Source organism: Pseudomonas azerbaijanorientalis (genome assembly GCF_019139795.1).
Classification (GTDB): domain Bacteria; phylum Pseudomonadota; class Gammaproteobacteria; order Pseudomonadales; family Pseudomonadaceae; genus Aquipseudomonas; species Aquipseudomonas laurylsulfatiphila.
Genome location: NZ_CP077078.1, coordinates 2,089,046 through 2,104,977 on the forward strand (window position 1 = coordinate 2,089,046; position 15,932 = coordinate 2,104,977).

Annotated in this window: 14 protein-coding genes; 1 reads left to right on the top strand and 13 read right to left on the bottom strand. The window is 60.7% G+C overall.

What is annotated here, in order from left to right:
• Positions 1-70: 70 nt before the first annotated feature.
• The 10 genes from KSS91_RS09060 to ccoN (KSS91_RS09105) all read right to left on the bottom strand — a co-directional run bounded on the left by KSS91_RS09060 (position 71) and on the right by ccoN (KSS91_RS09105) (position 9,337).
• Entirely contained in the window at positions 71-604 is a 534-nt protein-coding gene (locus KSS91_RS09060; protein WP_217837670.1) for a FixH family protein, read from the bottom strand.
• A gap of 11 nt (positions 605-615) precedes the next feature.
• Positions 616-2,031 carry a cytochrome c oxidase accessory protein CcoG gene (ccoG, locus tag KSS91_RS09065; RefSeq protein WP_217837671.1) on the bottom strand — a complete coding sequence of 472 codons (1,416 nt, stop codon included), beginning with the start codon at positions 2,029-2,031 and terminating at the stop codon, positions 616-618.
• 414 nt (positions 2,032-2,445) lie between these two features.
• Positions 2,446-3,423, bottom strand: coding sequence for a cytochrome-c oxidase, cbb3-type subunit III (ccoP, locus tag KSS91_RS09070; protein ID WP_015095991.1), 978 nt, complete (start codon positions 3,421-3,423; stop codon positions 2,446-2,448).
• Positions 3,420-3,605, bottom strand: a complete 186-nt coding sequence (locus KSS91_RS09075) for a CcoQ/FixQ family Cbb3-type cytochrome c oxidase assembly chaperone (protein ID WP_003175465.1) — start codon at positions 3,603-3,605, stop codon at positions 3,420-3,422. The genes ccoP (KSS91_RS09070) and KSS91_RS09075 overlap by 4 nt, the downstream gene beginning before the upstream one ends.
• A gap of 5 nt (positions 3,606-3,610) precedes the next feature.
• Entirely contained in the window at positions 3,611-4,219 is a 609-nt protein-coding gene (gene ccoO / locus KSS91_RS09080; protein ID WP_007905434.1) for a cytochrome-c oxidase, cbb3-type subunit II, read from the bottom strand.
• Positions 4,219-5,661 carry a cytochrome-c oxidase, cbb3-type subunit I gene (gene ccoN / locus KSS91_RS09085; protein ID WP_008050393.1) on the bottom strand — a complete coding sequence of 481 codons (1,443 nt, stop codon included), beginning with the start codon at positions 5,659-5,661 and terminating at the stop codon, positions 4,219-4,221. Before ccoN (KSS91_RS09085) ends, ccoO (KSS91_RS09080) begins: the two co-directional genes overlap by 1 nt.
• 482 nt (positions 5,662-6,143) lie before the next feature.
• Positions 6,144-7,097: a cytochrome-c oxidase, cbb3-type subunit III gene (ccoP, locus tag KSS91_RS09090; RefSeq protein ID WP_217837672.1), complete on the bottom strand. Its 954-nt coding sequence runs from the start codon at positions 7,095-7,097 to the stop codon at positions 6,144-6,146.
• Positions 7,094-7,288: a cbb3-type cytochrome oxidase subunit 3 gene (locus KSS91_RS09095; protein WP_095965202.1), complete on the bottom strand. Its 195-nt coding sequence runs from the start codon at positions 7,286-7,288 to the stop codon at positions 7,094-7,096. The genes ccoP (KSS91_RS09090) and KSS91_RS09095 overlap by 4 nt, the downstream gene beginning before the upstream one ends.
• Before the next feature lie 3 nt (positions 7,289-7,291).
• Complete coding sequence (gene ccoO / locus KSS91_RS09100; RefSeq protein ID WP_007974128.1) at positions 7,292-7,900, bottom strand: cytochrome-c oxidase, cbb3-type subunit II; 609 nt, start codon at positions 7,898-7,900, stop codon at positions 7,292-7,294.
• A 12-nt stretch (positions 7,901-7,912) separates the two neighbouring features.
• Complete coding sequence (ccoN, locus tag KSS91_RS09105) at positions 7,913-9,337, bottom strand: cytochrome-c oxidase, cbb3-type subunit I (RefSeq protein ID WP_104449736.1); 1,425 nt, start codon at positions 9,335-9,337, stop codon at positions 7,913-7,915.
• Positions 9,338-9,432: 95 nt separating this feature from the next.
• Here ccoN (KSS91_RS09105) and KSS91_RS09110 point away from each other — a divergent pair, with 95 nt between their 5' ends.
• Positions 9,433-10,110: an alpha/beta family hydrolase gene (locus tag KSS91_RS09110; protein WP_225923729.1), complete on the top strand. Its 678-nt coding sequence runs from the start codon at positions 9,433-9,435 to the stop codon at positions 10,108-10,110.
• Positions 10,111-10,314: 204 nt separating this feature from the next.
• Here the strand turns inward: KSS91_RS09110 and KSS91_RS09115 are convergent, their stop codons facing one another.
• From KSS91_RS09115 to acnA, 3 genes are all read right to left on the bottom strand, one after another.
• Positions 10,315-11,880 carry a methyl-accepting chemotaxis protein gene (locus KSS91_RS09115; protein WP_217837673.1) on the bottom strand — a complete coding sequence of 522 codons (1,566 nt, stop codon included), beginning with the start codon at positions 11,878-11,880 and terminating at the stop codon, positions 10,315-10,317.
• A 105-nt stretch (positions 11,881-11,985) separates the two neighbouring features.
• Complete coding sequence (locus tag KSS91_RS09120) at positions 11,986-12,777, bottom strand: CPBP family intramembrane glutamic endopeptidase (protein ID WP_217837674.1); 792 nt, start codon at positions 12,775-12,777, stop codon at positions 11,986-11,988.
• 247 nt (positions 12,778-13,024) lie between these two features.
• Positions 13,025-15,766 (bottom strand): aconitate hydratase AcnA, encoded by a 2,742-nt coding sequence (acnA, locus tag KSS91_RS09125; RefSeq protein WP_217837675.1) that lies wholly within the window; start codon positions 15,764-15,766, stop codon positions 13,025-13,027.
• Positions 15,767-15,932: the final 166 nt, after the last annotated feature.

Sequence of the window (15,932 nt, forward strand, 5' to 3'; positions counted from 1 at the left end):
CTGACGAGTGAAACGAGGCTGCGATCTTTTTGCAAAAGCAAGATCAAAAGATCGCAGCCTGCGGCAGCTCCTACAGGTCTTCGGCGCCTTGCAGAGGTTCATCACCGAGCTGCAGATCCTTGTCATGGTTGACCAGTTCTTCTTCGAACATGCGCCAGATGTGCTCGTCCTGGGTGCCAAGCAATTCGACAAAACGCCGGCCTTCGATCTTGTCGCTCAGTTGGCCAATGTAGCGACCCTGTTCGGTTTCGCTGCGGGTCAGGGTGATCTTGCGATCCTTCTCGGGCTGGGTCGGCGAGATCAGGTTCAGCTCCAGGGTTTTCGGATGGCTGTCGCCGCTCAGGCGCAGGTCAACTTCGCCGGTCACGTCATCGAGATGAATACTGGCGCGCATTTTCAGGTTCTGGGCCAGCAGCTCACGGTCGAGGGAGCGGTTGATGCCTTTGCCGGCCTCGTAGTAGTTGTCGTTGACCAGGTTGTCCGGGTTCTTCACCGCGATGGTCACCATGGACAAGGTCAGGGCAACCGAGCAGGCCAGGATCCCGATGATGATCCACGGCCAGAGGTGCTTGTACCAGGGGCTTGCGGCAGTTGCTGCGGGCATGTTCAGTTCTCTCAACGAATTTGTGGGCCGATGAACCGGCTCTTGGCTTCAATGTGGACGCTGTCGTCATCGGCATCCTTGAGGATGAATTTCACCTCGTTGGTGCTCGACGGCAGTTTTTCCGGCGCGACCGACAGTTCGGCAGGCTGGCTGACGATCTCGCCGGCCGCGACCTTGATCTCGCGCCGGCCCTGCAATTTGAGATCCGGCAGGCCGGAGGCTTCGAGCAGGTAGGTATGGTCGCGCTGGTCCTTGTTCATGATTTTCAGGCTGTAGACGTTTTCGATCCGGCCTTCGGCGTTCTCGCGGTACAGCACGCGGTCCTTGCTGACATCGAAACCCACCAGCGCACGCATGAAAAACGCGGTCACCAGCAAGCTGATCATCGCCAGCAGTACCACGGCATAGCCGATCAGGCGTGGACGCAGTTTATGGGTTTTCTGCCCGGACAAGTTGTGCTCGGTGGTGTAGCTGATCAGCCCGCGCGGGTAATCCATCTTGTCCATGATGGCGTCGCAGGCGTCGATGCAGGCGGCGCAGCCGATGCATTCGATTTGCAGGCCGTCGCGGATGTCGATACCGGTCGGGCAGACCTGGACGCACATGGTGCAGTCGATGCAGTCACCCAGGCCCTGGGCCTTGTAATCGATGCCTTTCTTGCGCGGGCCACGGCCTTCGCCGCGGCGCGGGTCGTAGGAAACGATCAGGGTGTCCTTGTCGAACATCACGCTCTGGAAGCGCGCGTACGGGCACATGTAGATGCACACCTGTTCGCGCAACCAGCCAGCGTTGCCGTAAGTGGCGAGGGTGAAGAAACCGACCCAGAAGTAAGACCAGCCATCGGCGTGACCTGTGAAGAAGTCGAACACCAGTTCGCGGATTGGCGAGAAGTAACCGACGAAGGTCATGCCGGTGACGAAACCGATCAATAGCCACAGGCTGTGCTTGCTGAACTTGCGCAAGAACTTGTTGGCGCTCATCGGCGCCTTGTCGAGCTTGATGCGCTGGTTGCGATCACCTTCAGTGACTTTTTCGCACCACATGAAGATCCAGGTCCAGACGCTTTGCGGGCAGGTATAACCGCACCAGACCCGGCCGGCGTACACCGTGATGAAGAACAGGCCGAACGCGGCGATGATCAGCATGCCGGACAGCAGGATGAAGTCCTGGGGCCAGAAGGTGGCGCCGAAAATGAAAAACTTGCGCTCCGGCAGGTTCCACCAGACCGCCTGATGACCGCCCCAGTCCAGCCACACCGTACCGAAATACAGCAGGAACAACACGGCACCGCCGGTCATCCGCAGATTGCGGAACAGGCCGGTGAAGGCGCGGGTGTAGATTTTTTCCCTGGCGGCGTAGAGGTCGACGCTGTTGTTCGCGTTCTTGGTGGGTGGAGTGACGTCGTGTACCGGAATCTGGTTGCTCATCATTGCATCCCACGGCAGTGGAAAAGTGCCTCGGTCAGTACGTGCCGACCGCGGTCAAAAAGGAGTGTTGCAGTGGCGCAATGATACGCCTGTCGCTCTAGCTCAAGGGTGCGACCTTTGGTCACGTTTGGCAAAATCAATTGATGGTGTAATGACTTGAATCAATTGACTTGGGAATTATGGACGGTTTTTGGGTGTGGGCGGAGTCATTTCTCAACGCAACAACCTGTAGGAGCCAGCCTGCTGGCGATGGAGTCAAGGGCGCCGCGTTGAACCAGGGAGCACGCGTTGTCGTAAACGACCATCGCCAGCAGGCTGGCTCCTACAGTTTCCCGGGAATGCGTAAAGAACCATAAAAAAGGCCCCGCCAATTCTCATTGGCGGGGCCGTTTTTTATTGCATCAAGCGTTTGCCTTACTCGGCGTCCGCTGCCTTCTCACCGTGAGACAGGCTGTAGACGTAAGCGGCCAGCAGGTGAACCTTGTCGTTACCTTGCAGTTGCTCTTGCGCAGGCATCTGGCCCTGGCGGCCGTAACGGATGGTCTGCTGCAGTTGAGCGAAGCTCGAACCGTAGATGAACGCTGCCGGGTGAGTCAGGTCGGGTGCGCCCATCGCTGGCGTACCTTTGCCTTCCGGACCGTGGCACGCCACGCAGTTGGCGGCGAACAGCTTCTGTCCGGCAACCGGGTCGGCCTTGGCGCCTTCCGGCAGCTTGCGACCATCGAGGTTGGTCAGGACAAACGCTGCCACGTCGGCCACGCCTTGCTCGCCGATCACTTCAGCCCACGCCGGCATCACCGCATGACGGCCGCCCATGATGCTGGTCTTGATGGTTTGCGGCTCGCCGCCCCAGCGCCAGTCGGCGTCGGTCAGGTTAGGGAAGCCATAGGCGCCCTTGGCGTCGGAACCGTGGCAGACCGAGCAGTTGGAGGCGAACAGTCGGCCACCCATCTTCAGGGCTTGCGGGTCCTTGGCCACTTCTTCGATTGGCATGGCCGCGAATTTGGCGAAGATCGGACCGAACTTGGCGTCCGACTTGGCCATTTCCTTTTCCCACTCGTGGACGCCGGTCCAGCCGGTCTGGCCGTTGGCGAAGGGGGTCTGCTTCTCGTTGTCGAGGTAGCCGTAACCCGGCAGCAGGCCTTTCCAGTTACCCAGGCCCGGATACAGCGCCAGGTAGCCCAGTGCGAAGATGATGGTGCCCACGAACAGCATGAACCACCATTTCGGCAGCGGGTTGTCGTACTCCTCGATCCCGTCGAAGGAGTGCCCGACCGTCTCGTCTGTCTGCTCGGTGCGCTGGCCCTTGCGGGTCGACAGCAGCAGCCAGGTCAGGGAAAAGATCGTACCGAGACTGAGGACTGTGACGTACAGACTCCAGAATGTAGTCATTCTTTGTTACTCCTAGAAGCTTGCTCGACGTGCTTGATGGCTTCGGGATCATCCGCGAAAGGCAGCAAGGTCGCGTCTTCAAACTCCGACTTGCGCTTGGGACTGAACACCCACAGTGCCAGTCCGATGAAGGCCACCATCACGACAACGGTGCCCAGGCCACGAATCATCCCGATATCCATCTAATTCACCGTTTGCTTTTGATGATGGTGCCCAGGCCTTGCAGATAGGCCACCAGCGCGTCCATTTCGGTTTTGCCCTTCACGGCATCCTTGGCACCGGCGATGTCTTCGTCGGTGTAAGGGACGCCGAGCGTGCGCAACACTTCCATTTTCTTGGCGGTGTCTTTGCCGTCGAGCTTGTTTTCCACGAGGAACGGGTAGGCCGGCATTTTCGATTCGGGCACGACGTTGCGCGGGTTGTACAAGTGCGCACGCTGCCAGTCATCGGAGTAACGACCGCCGACACGGGCCAGGTCCGGACCGGTACGCTTGGAACCCCACAGGAACGGGTGGTCCCAGACGCTTTCACCGGCGACCGAGTAGTGGCCATAACGTTCGGTTTCAGCACGGAACGGACGGATCATCTGCGAGTGGCAGCCGACACAACCGTTGGCGATATAAACGTCCCGGCCTTCCAGTTCAAGGGCGGTGCGGGGCTTCATGCCCTCGACCGGCTTGTTGGTGACGTCCTGGAAAAACAGCGGAACGATCTGGGTCAGGCCGCCGACGCTGACGGCGATGACCATGAAGAAGGCCAGCAGGCCAATGTTCTTCTCGACTGCTTCATGCTTCATCAGTGAGCTCCAACTACGGCAATCTGTTCGGCGGCTTTGGCTTCAGCCGGGTTCGAGGCGCGTACGGTACGGAATACGTTGTAGGCCATGAACAGCATGCCGGTGGCGAAGAACGCACCGCCCAGGGCGCGAACGATGAAACCCGGGTGGCTGGCTTGCAGCGCTTCGACGAACGAGTAGGTGAGGGTGCCGTCGTCGTTGATTGCACGCCACATCAGGCCCTGGGTGATGCCGTTGACCCACATCGAAGCGATGTAGAGCACGGTACCGATGGTCGCGAGCCAGAAGTGCGTGTTGATCAGGCCGGTGCTGTGCATCTGCGCACGACCGAACAGTTTCGGAATCATGTGGTAGATGGCGCCGATCGAGATCATCGCTACCCAGCCCAGAGCGCCGGCGTGTACGTGGCCGATGGTCCAGTCGGTGTAGTGCGACAGCGAGTTGACGGTCTTGATGGCCATCATCGGGCCTTCGAAGGTCGACATGCCGTAGAACGCCAGCGACACCACCAGGAAACGCAGGATCGGGTCGGTGCGCAGCTTATGCCAGGCGCCCGACAGGGTCATCATGCCGTTGATCATGCCGCCCCAGCTCGGTGCCAGCAGGATGATCGACATTGCCATGCCCAGCGACTGCGCCCAGTCCGGCAGTGCGGTGTAGTGCAGGTGGTGGGGACCTGCCCAGATGTACAGGGTGATCAGCGCCCAGAAGTGCACGATCGACAGGCGATAGGAGTAGATCGGGCGCTCGGCCTGTTTCGGCACGAAGTAGTACATCATGCCCAGGAAGCCGGTGGTCAGGAAGAAGCCCACGGCGTTGTGGCCGTACCACCACTGGATCATTGCGTCCGTCGCACCCGAGTAGGCCGAGTAGGACTTGAACAGGCTGACCGGCAGCGACATGTGGTTGACGATGTGCAGCATCGCGGTCACGACAATGAAGGCGCCGTAGAACCAGTTACCCACATAGATGTGCTTGGTCTTGCGCTTGACGATGGTGCCGAAGAACACCAGACCGTAGGTGACCCAGACAATGGCCAGCAGAATAGCCAGGGGCCATTCCAGTTCCGCGTATTCCTTGGTGGTGGTGAAACCCATCGGCAAGGTAATGATCGCGCCGACGATCACCGCTTGCCATCCCCAGAAGGTGAAGGCGGCGAGGCTGTCGGAAATCAGTCGCGTTTGGCAGGTTCGCTGCACGACGTAATAGGAAGTGGCAAACAGTGCACATCCACCGAAGGCGAAAATCACCAGGTTGGTGTGCAGCGGGCGCAGGCGTCCAAAGCTCGTCCATGCCAGACCGAAGTTCAACTCCGGCCAGACCAGTTGCGAGGCGATGAAGACACCGAGCCCCATGCCAAGGATCCCCCAGACCACCGTCATGATGGCGAACTGGCGGACTACCTTATAGTTATAAGCAGTCGGACTGATTGCTGTGCTCATTCTAAGGTTCCACGGTTTGGGTGTTTTATTAGGATTAAAAATCGGCCGCAAGTATGGAGAAAGCAGGGGGTCATTGCAACGCGCCATGACCTGGGTCAATGCTTTCAAATGCTGATTCTGCGGCCTTTCCATGCGCCGCGTAGGGACAAAATTGCCCGCGGGCAAAACGTCCTGGCGGAATGATCAGGCGAGGGGGTCAGGTCGGATGTAACGGGGTGTGTTCAAACGCAACGTTTGGCTGACCGAAGGAGATTGGCGCGACAGCCGGTATCTACCAGCCTTTGCGGCCTGTCATCGGGCAGATTCGTCGAACACATCGTTCAGGGTCGACCTGGAACCGGCACCGGCCAGTCCGCATCGGGGGAAGCTTAGACCTGAATCCGGGGAACCGAAAGGAAGAGTCAGAGAGGGTGCGACAATGCGTCGCAAAGGGGCAGGGAACTGCCGCATCCGGGAGAATGCGGCAGCAGAGCGGTCGGGATTTATTCGCGGTTGTCTTCAGCCTGCAGGCGCTCGGTATTCAAACCGTGGGACAGGCTGTACACATACGCGGCCAGCAATTGCACCTTGTCATTGCCGAGCAGTTCGTTCTGCGCCGGCATATGGCCCTGGCGGCCATGCCGAATCGTCTGTTCAAGCTGCGTCAGGCTGGTGCCGTAAATGAAGCCGGCCGGGTGCGTCAGGTTCGGCGCGCCCATGGCTTCGGTGCCCTGGCCATTTGCTCCATGGCAGGCGACGCAGGTGGTGCTGAAGGCTTGCTGTCCGGCTTGCAGGTCCGCCTTGCTGCCTTCCGGCAACGGCAGGCCGGCCAGATCATGGCGCACATAAGCGGCGACGTTTTTCACTCCTTCCTCCCCCAGCACTTCACCCCAGGCCGGCATCATCGCCATCCGGCCACCCATGATGGTGGTCTTGATGGTTTCTGCGCTGGCACCCCAGCGCCAGTCGCTGTCGGTCAGGTTGGGGAAACCGAATGCACCCTTGGCATCCGAGCCGTGGCACACCGAGCAGTTGGAAGCAAACAGGCGGCCGCCCATTTTCAGCGCTTGCGGGTCTTTGGCGACTTCTTCCAGTGGCATCGCCGAAAATTTGGCGAAGATCGGTCCGAACTTCGCGTCCGCCCTGGCCATTTCCTTTTCCCACTCATGAGCCCCGGTCCAGCCGTTTTCATAGCCGGGGAGGACGCCTTTCCAGTTGCCCAGGCCGGGATAAAGGATCAGGTAGCCGACGGCGAACACCAGCGTGCCGGCGAACAGCATGAACCACCATTGCGGCAGCGGGTTGTCGTACTCCTCGATGCCATCGAAGCTGTGGCCCATGGTCTGGTCGACGCTGCCCTTGGTCTCGCCCTTGCGGGTGCCAATCAGCAGCCAGGTCAGGCCGATCAGGCTGCCGATGGTCAGTACGCAGATCCACGTACTCCAGAAGGTGGTCATGGCCGGGTACTCCTTGTTGCTGAATCTTCGGTGAGGTCGGGTTGTGGTTCGTCGGCGAACGGCAGCAGGCGCGCTTCGGCGAATTCCGGGCCGCGCTTGCTGTTGAATACCCACAGCGTCAGGCCGACGAAGGCCACGAACACGACGACGGTGCCCAGGCCGCGGATCATTCCAGTGCTCAATTCAAACATTGCTCACCTCTTGCTCTTGATGGCAGTGCCGAGCACTTGCAGGTAGGCGACCAGCGCATCCATCTCGCTCTTGCCCTTGAGCGAAGCGACGGCGCCGCTGATGTCTTCGTCGGTGTACGGCACGCCCAGGGTGCGCATGGCCTTGATCTTGGTTTCGGTGTGGCTGCTGTCGAGTTGATTGGCCACCAGCCACGGGTAGGCGGGCATCTTCGACTCAGGCACGACGTTGCGCGGGTTGTACAAGTGCGCGCGGTGCCAGTCATCCGAGTAGCGCGCACCGACCCGTGCCAGGTCCGGCCCGGTACGTTTCGATCCCCACAGGAACGGGTGGTCCCAAACGCTTTCGCCGGCCACCGAGTAGTGCCCGTAGCGTTCGGTCTCGGCGCGGAACGGACGGATCATCTGTGAGTGACAGCCGACACAGCCTTCGCGGATGTAGATGTCGCGGCCTTCCAGTTGCAGCGCGGTGTAGGGCTTCATGCCTTCGACCGGCTTATTGGTCACGTCCTGGAAGAACAGCGGGACAATCTGGGTCAGGCCACCGATGCTCACGGCCAGGATCATCAACAGCAGCAACAGGCCGACGTTTTTCTCGATAGTTTCGTGTTTCATGGCGGACTCCTCTCAGGCCATCTGCGCGGCAGCGGCGACTTCGGCAGGCTGCGAGGCCCGCACGGTGCGCCAGGTGTTGTAGGCCATCAGGAACATGCCGCTGAGGAAGATCGCGCCGCCCACCAGCCGCACGACGAAGCCAGGGTGGCTGGCCACCAGGGTCTCGACGAAGGAGTAGGTCAGCGTGCCGTCCTCGTTCACCGCACGCCACATCAGGCCCTGGGCGATGCCGTTGACCCACATCGAGGCGATGTACAGCACGGTGCCGATGGTGGCGAGCCAGAAGTGCGCGTTGATCAGGCCGATGCTGTGCATCTGCTCGCGTCCGAAGACTTTCGGGATCATGTGGTACAGCGCGCCGATGGAAATCATCGCCACCCAGCCGAGCGCGCCGGCGTGTACATGGCCGATGGTCCAGTCGGTGTAGTGGGAGAGGGCGTTGACCGTCTTGATCGCCATCATCGGCCCTTCGAAGGTCGACATGCCGTAGAACGCCAGCGACACCACGAGGAAGCGCAGGATCGGGTCGCTGCGCAACTTATGCCAGGCGCCCGACAGGGTCATCATGCCGTTGATCATGCCGCCCCAGCTCGGCGCGAGCAGGATCAGCGACATCACCATGCCCAGCGACTGCGCCCAGTCCGGCAGCGCGGTGTAGTGCAAGTGGTGGGGGCCTGCCCAGATGTACAGGGTGATCAGCGCCCAGAAGTGCACGATCGACAAGCGATAGGAATACACCGGGCGCTCGGCCTGTTTCGGCACGAAGTAATACATCATGCCGAGGAAACCGGCGGTGAGGAAAAAGCCCACGGCGTTGTGTCCGTACCACCATTGCACCATCGCGTCGGTGGCACCGGAGTACAGCGAATAGGACTTGGTGAAACTGACCGGCAACTCCATGTTGTTGACGATGTGCAGGATCGCCACGGTGATGATGAACGCACCGAAGAACCAGTTGCCGACATAGATGTGTTTGGTCTTGCGCTGCATGATCGTGCCGAAGAACACGATGGCGTAGGCGACCCAGACAATGGTGATCAGGATGTCGATCGGCCATTCCAGCTCGGCGTATTCCTTGGAACTGGTGTAGCCCAGCGGCAGGCTGATGGCCGCCAGGAGAATCACAAGCTGCCAGCCCCAGAAGCAGAACGCGGCGATTTTCGGTGCAAACAGTTGCGTCTGGCAGGTGCGTTGCACCGAATAGAAGGAACTGGCGAACAGCGCGCAGCCGCCGAAGGCGAAGATCACCGCGTTGGTGTGCAGCGGGCGCAAGCGGCCGAAGCTGGTCCAGGGCAAATTGAAGTTGAGTTCGGGCCAGACCAACTGGGCAGCGAGAAAAACCCCGAGCCCCATGCCGACGATGCCCCACACCACCGTCATAATGGCGAATTGGCGGACCACCTTGTAGTTGTAGGCGGTACTGATAGAAGTGTTCATGGTTCCCCATCCACGGTTCAGCCGAAGTGAGCGCACTCGCGCAAGGCAGCGCACCCTTCGGCCGGAGTTATAGGCAGACTAAAAGCGAGGCAAGCATGGACAAAGGGCACAAGGCCGGTATTGACGGGGATCAATGGGCGCAGTGTGTGCGGGATCATGGATGGTTGTGGAATGCCGCTGCCGGCAAGGCAGCGGCGACGCTTATCCTCGCCCACGGCGCCGGCGCACCGATGGACAGCGACTGGATGAGCGACATGGCTGCACGCCTCGCAGCACAAGGCGTCAACGTGTTGCGCTTCGAGTTTCCCTACATGGCGCAGCGGCGCCTCGACGGCGGCAAGCGCCCACCGAATCCGGCGCCGAAACTGCTCGAATGCTGGCGCGAGGTATATGCCCAGGTGCGACGCCATGTCACTGGGCCGCTGGCCATCGGCGGCAAGTCCATGGGTGGGCGCATGGCCAGTTTGCTGGCCGATGAGTTGGGGGCGGATGCGCTGGTGTGCCTGGGCTACCCGTTTTATGCGGTGGGCAAACCGGAGAAGCCACGGGTCGAGCATCTGGCGGGGCTGAAGACTAGAACCTTGATCGTGCAAGGCGAGCGCGATGCGTTGGGCAACCGGGAGGCGGTCGAAGGGTATTCGCTATCGCCGGTTATCGAGGTGTTCTGGCTGGTGGCGGGGGATCATGACTTGAAGCCGTTGAAAGCTTCGGGCTTTAGCCATGAGCAGCATTTGGCGGCTGCGGCTGAGAGGGTGGCTTCATTCCTTCAGTGAAAGGTGTGGTGTTGCAAATGGCCTCTTCGCGGGCAAGCCCGCTCCCACAGTGATCTGTGGTGTGGCTTGATCGTGTGATCAATGCAAAACCCTGTGGGAGCGGGCTTGCCCGCGAAGGCGGCCGCACAGACAACATACTTTTCAAATTGATAATAAAAAACCCGGAAGCTCTCACTGTCCGGGTTCTTGTCATTCCAGCAGCAATCAGCGGTTGAACCGCTCCACCAACGAATACTGGGTGTTCGCAGTCTTGGTCAGCTCTTCACTCAACAACGCCGAGTTCTGCGCCTGTTCCGAGGTCTGGTCCGCCAGCTCCGAGATGTTGCTGATGTTGCGGCTGATTTCTTCGGCCACGGCACTTTGCTCTTCGGTCGCGGCGGCGATCTGGGTGGTCATGTCGGTGATGTTGGCCACCGCTTCACTGATCCCCACCAGTGCCTGGTCCGCTTCCAGCACCCGCGCCACGCCTTCTTCCGCCTGACGATGCCCGGCTTCCATGGTTTGCACCGCAGTACCGGCGGTTTGCTGGAGCTTGGCGATCAGCGCATGAATCTGCCCGGTGGACTCGCTGGTGCGTTGCGCCAGCTGACGGACTTCGTCGGCCACCACCGCAAAACCACGACCCATCTCACCGGCACGGGCCGCTTCGATGGCGGCGTTCAGGGCCAGCAGGTTGGTCTGGTCGGCGATGCCTTTGATCACGTCGACCACGCCACCGATTTCGTTGCTGTCCTTGGCCAGTTGGGTCACGGTGACGCCGGTTTCACCCACCACCACCGACAGGCGCTGGATGGCTTCGCGGGTTTCCCCGGCGATGTCACGACCGCGACCGGTCAGCCGATTGGCTTCCTGGGTGGCGTCGGCCGTGCGTTGCACGTGGCTGGCGACTTCCTGGGTGGTCGCGGCCATCTGGTTGACCGCCGTGGCCACTTGCTCGGTCTCGACCCGTTGACGTTCCAGGCCGCTGGAGCTGTTGTGCGCCAGGGCATCGGACTGCCTGGCCTGATCGGTCAAGTGCTCGGCCGTATCCTGCAGTCGCGTCAGGCAGGTTTTCAAGCGTGCTTCCTGGCTGAGGATAGACATCTCCAGCCGCGCCTGGGCGCCGCGACTGTCGGTGTACATCTGTGCGATCAACGGATCGGAGGTGGTCTGCTCGGCCAGGCGCAGCAAACGCTTGAGACCGCGCTGTTGCCACTGCAGGCCCATCAGGCCCAGCGGCACCGAAAGACCGGCGGCCAGGGCAAAACCCCAATGGGAGTTAAGCGATGCACCGATCATGAAGCTCAACTGGCTGACCAGGATGAACGGCAGCCAGTCCTGCAGGATCGGCAACCATTTATCCGAAGAGGGAATGGCTGACTTGCCCTGGTTGATGCGTTGGTAGAGCGCTTCGGCACGGCGGATCTGTTCGGCGGTGGGCTTGACCCGCACCGACTCGTAACCGGTCACCTGATTGCCTTCGAAGATCGGTGTCACATAGGCGTTAACCCAGTAGTGATCACCGCTCTTGCAGCGATTCTTCACAATGCCCATCCATGGCAAGCCTTGTTTCAGCGTGCCCCACATGTGGGCGAACACCGCGGCCGGGACGTCGGGGTGACGGACCAGATTGTGCGGTGCACGGATCAGCTCCTCCCGGGAGAACCCGCTGATATCGACGAAATCGTCGTTGCAGTAGGTGATCATGCCCTTGGCATCGGTGGTGGAAATCAACCGTTGCTGGGCCGGGAAGGTCCGCTCGCGTTGTGTAATTGGCTGGTTGTTACGCATGGCTTTTTTAATCCGCAAGGCTTTCAAGTGCTGTATCGGCAATACCGGCGGATTGTTGAGATTATTTTTCGATAATTAGCGATGCGTCGCAAAATGACCCTTGCGTCAGCCGGCGAGCATCGGATACGTGAACAGGCCGAAGTGCAGCAGGTTCAAGCCGAAGTGGGTGGCGATGGCGGCCGCCAGCCCGCCGAAGCGGTAGGCCAGGCCATAGCCGATCCCGGCCAGGCCGGCCAACAGGACCCATTGCCAGCCTGCCCCGGCATGGGCCAGGCCGAAGATCAACGAAGCCAGGAGCAGGGCAAGGTTTTCGCCATGGCGCAGGTTTTTCAGGCATCGGTTAAGGCCACCCTGGATATAGCCGCGGAACAGCGCTTCCTCGACCAGCGTCACCAGCAGCAGATTGTTGAGCAGCCACAACCAGGCAGAATCCGGCCACTTCGGTGCCCAAGTGACGACACCCAGCAACAGTGCGCCGCCCAAGGCCAGCACGGCACTCAGGGGCAACGCCAGTGCGGTGGCAAACAGGATCGATCGAAACGAGCGCCGACCGACAAGCCATGGGCAGACCAGTAACAGCCAAAAACCGATCAGGGGCTTGTCAAGGTTCGCGTACATGGAAAACGGCACCGCGTCGTCGGTGAAACGCTGCGTGGCGATGATTGGGCCGTTGTAGAAACCGGGCCACCAATGCGTGGCAAGGGCCAGCGCGAGAATGATGAACAGGCCATGGCCGAGGTACCGACCGAACTGAAGTGTTTGCTGGCTAGCGGCAAAACCGGAAACCAACAGCAAAGCAACAGAAGTCGCCGCCGGCCAACTCATACTGCTGAAGTCCAGTGCTAAGTAGTAGCCGAGGGAGAGGAGGGCCAGAAAAGTCCTTGGCAGAGCAAACATTGAAAGTCCTTGTGTCGAAGTCTTGCGAACGCCCCTGATGTTCTGTGGGAGCGGGCTTGCTCGCGAAGAGGCCATAACATTCAACAGTTATGTCGACTGATACACCGTATTCGCGAGCAAGCCCGCTCCCACATTTGCTCATGTGTCAGGCATGAAAGGGTGAGCATAAGGCGAGCGATTGTACTGGCGGGCTCCCAGACAAAAAACACCGCCCGAAGGCGGTGTGTGTCTGTGTATTGCTCGTCAGTTACGACGCAATCAACTGCCGCAACACGTAATGCAGAATCCCTCCGGACTTGAAGTACTCCACCTCATTGAGCGTATCGATGCGGCACAGCACCTCGATTTTCTCGCGGCTGCCGTCTTCGCGGGTGATGACCAGTGTCAGGTTCATCCGTGGTGTCAACTCGACACCCGTCAAGCCGAGGATGTCCAGGGTTTCACTGCCGTTGAGGTTCAGGCTCTTGCGGTTCTGATCCAGCTTGAACTGCAACGGCAATACGCCCATGCCCACCAGGTTGGAGCGGTGGATGCGTTCGAAGCTTTCGGCTATGACCGCTTTGACGCCTAGCAGATTGGTGCCTTTGGCCGCCCAGTCGCGGCTCGATCCGGTGCCGTATTCCTGGCCGGCAATCACCACCAGCGGGGTGCCCGACGCCTGATAGCGCATGGCGGCGTCGTAGATCGGCATTTTTTCCCCGGTGGGAATGTAGCGGGTGTTGCCGCCTTCCTCGCCGCAGAGCATTTCGTTGCGTATGCGGATGTTGGCGAAGGTACCGCGCATCATCACCTCATGGTTGCCACGCCTCGAACCGTAGGAGTTGAAGTCCCGCGGTTCCACGCCTTTGTCGCGCAGGTATTGCCCTGCCGGGCTGTCCGCCTTGATGTTGCCGGCGGGGGAGATGTGATCAGTGGTCACCGAGTCGCCGAGCAGGGCGAGAATGTTCGCTGCGCTGACATCCTTGACCACGGGCGGCGGGCCGCCGATGTCGTCGAAGAAGGGCGGGTGCTGGATGTAGGTCGAGTCGTCCTGCCAGACATAGGTCGCCGCTTGCGGCACTTCGATCGCCTGCCATTGTTCGTCTCCGGCAAACACTTCGGCGTATTCCTTGTGGAACATGGCGGTGTTGACCTGGCTCACCGCATCGGCGATTTCTTTGCTGCTGGGCCAGATGTCCCGCAGGTATACCGGTTTACCGTCCTTGTCTTCGCCCAGCGGTTCGCGGCTGAGGTCGGTGCGTACCGTACCTGCCAACGCATAGGCGACCACCAGTGGCGGGGAAGCCAGCCAGTTGGTTTTCACCAGGGGATGCACCCGGCCTTCGAAGTTGCGATTGCCCGAGAGTACCGATGCCACGGTGAGGTCGGCTTGCTGGATGGCTTTCTCGATGGGTTCCGGCAGCGGTCCGGAGTTGCCGATGCAGGTGGTGCAGCCGTAGCCGACCAGGGCAAAGCCCAATTCATCGAGGTAGCGGGTCAGGCCGGCCGCCTTGTAGTAGTCGGTGACCACCTTCGAGCCGGGGGCCAGCGAGCTCTTCACCCAGGGTTTGCGTTTCAGGCCTTTTTCCACGGCCTTCTTCGCCACCAGCCCGGCCGCCATCATCACGCTCGGGTTGGAGGTGTTGGTGCAGGAGGTGATGGCGGCAATGACCACGGCGCCGTTTTTCAGGCGATAGGTCTGGCCTTCGTAATCGTAGTCCGCTTCACCGGCCATATCGGCATTGCCGACGGCGACGCCACCACCACCTTCACTTTCGAGGCGACCTTCTTCCTTGCTGGTGGGTTTGAATTGCAGGTCGACGAAGTCGCTGAAGGCTTGCGCGACATTCGGCAGCGACACCCGGTCCTGCGGACGTTTTGGTCCCGCGAGGCTGGCTTCGACGCTGCCCATGTCCAGCGCCAGGGTGTCGGTGAACACCGGCTCCTGGCCGGGCAGGCGCCACAGACCCTGGGCCTTGCTGTAGGCCTCGACCAATTGCACTGTTTCAAGTGGGCGGCCGGACAGGCGCAGGTACTCCAGCGTGACGTCGTCCACCGGGAAGAAACCGCAGGTGGCGCCGTATTCCGGCGCCATGTTGGCGATGGTCGCCCGGTCGGCCAGCGGCAGGTCGGCAAGGCCGTCGCCGTAGAATTCGACGAATTTGCCCACCACGCCTTTCTTGCGCAGCATCTGGGTGACGGTCAGCACCAGGTCGGTGGCGGTGATGCCTTCCCTGAGCTTGCCGGTGAGTTTGAAACCGATGACTTCGGGAATCAGCATCGACACCGGTTGCCCGAGCATCGCCGCTTCCGCCTCGATGCCACCGACACCCCAGCCGAGCACGCCGAGGCCGTTGATCATGGTGGTGTGGGAGTCGGTGCCGACCAGGGTGTCGGGAAAGGCATAGGTGCGGCCGTCCTCGTCCTTGGTCCAGACCGTGCGACCGAGGTATTCAAGATTCACCTGGTGGCAGATCCCGGTACCCGGCGGCACCACACTGAAGTTGTCGAAGGCACTCTGGCCCCAGCGCAGAAACGCATAACGCTCGCCATTGCGCTGCATTTCAATGTCGACGTTCTGCTCGAAGGCGCTGCTGCTGGCGAACTTGTCGACCATCACCGAGTGGTCGATCACCAGGTCCACCGGCGACAGCGGGTTGATGCGCTGTGGATCGCCGCCGACCCTGGCCATCGCCGCGCGCATGGCGGCCAGGTCGACCACGGCGGGAACGCCGGTGAAGTCTTGCATCAGCACCCGCGCCGGGCGGTACTGGATTTCGCGGTCGGAGCGGCGCTCCTTGAGCCACGCGGCCAGTGCCTTGAGGTCGGCGCCGGTGACGGTTTTCTCGTCCTCCCAGCGCAGCAGGTTTTCCAGCAGGACTTTCAACGACATCGGCAACTTGTCCAGCTCGCCCAGGCTCCTGGCGGCGTCGGGCAGGCTGAAGTAGTGGTAGGTCTTGTTGCCGACCTGCAGGGTTTTCAACGTTTTCAGGCTATCGAGGGACGGCATTGCGATCACTCCTTGAAGTCCGCACGGCTACGGACTGAGGGGACGGACAGAGCCTTAAACCTAGCCCTGTTTTCGGTAGCTGGCTAATAACTGGACTCTATGGACAGACCCAGGTTCCGATCTCGGCTATCATGCGCCGGTTTTCGTGACAGGCTTTGCTTCAACG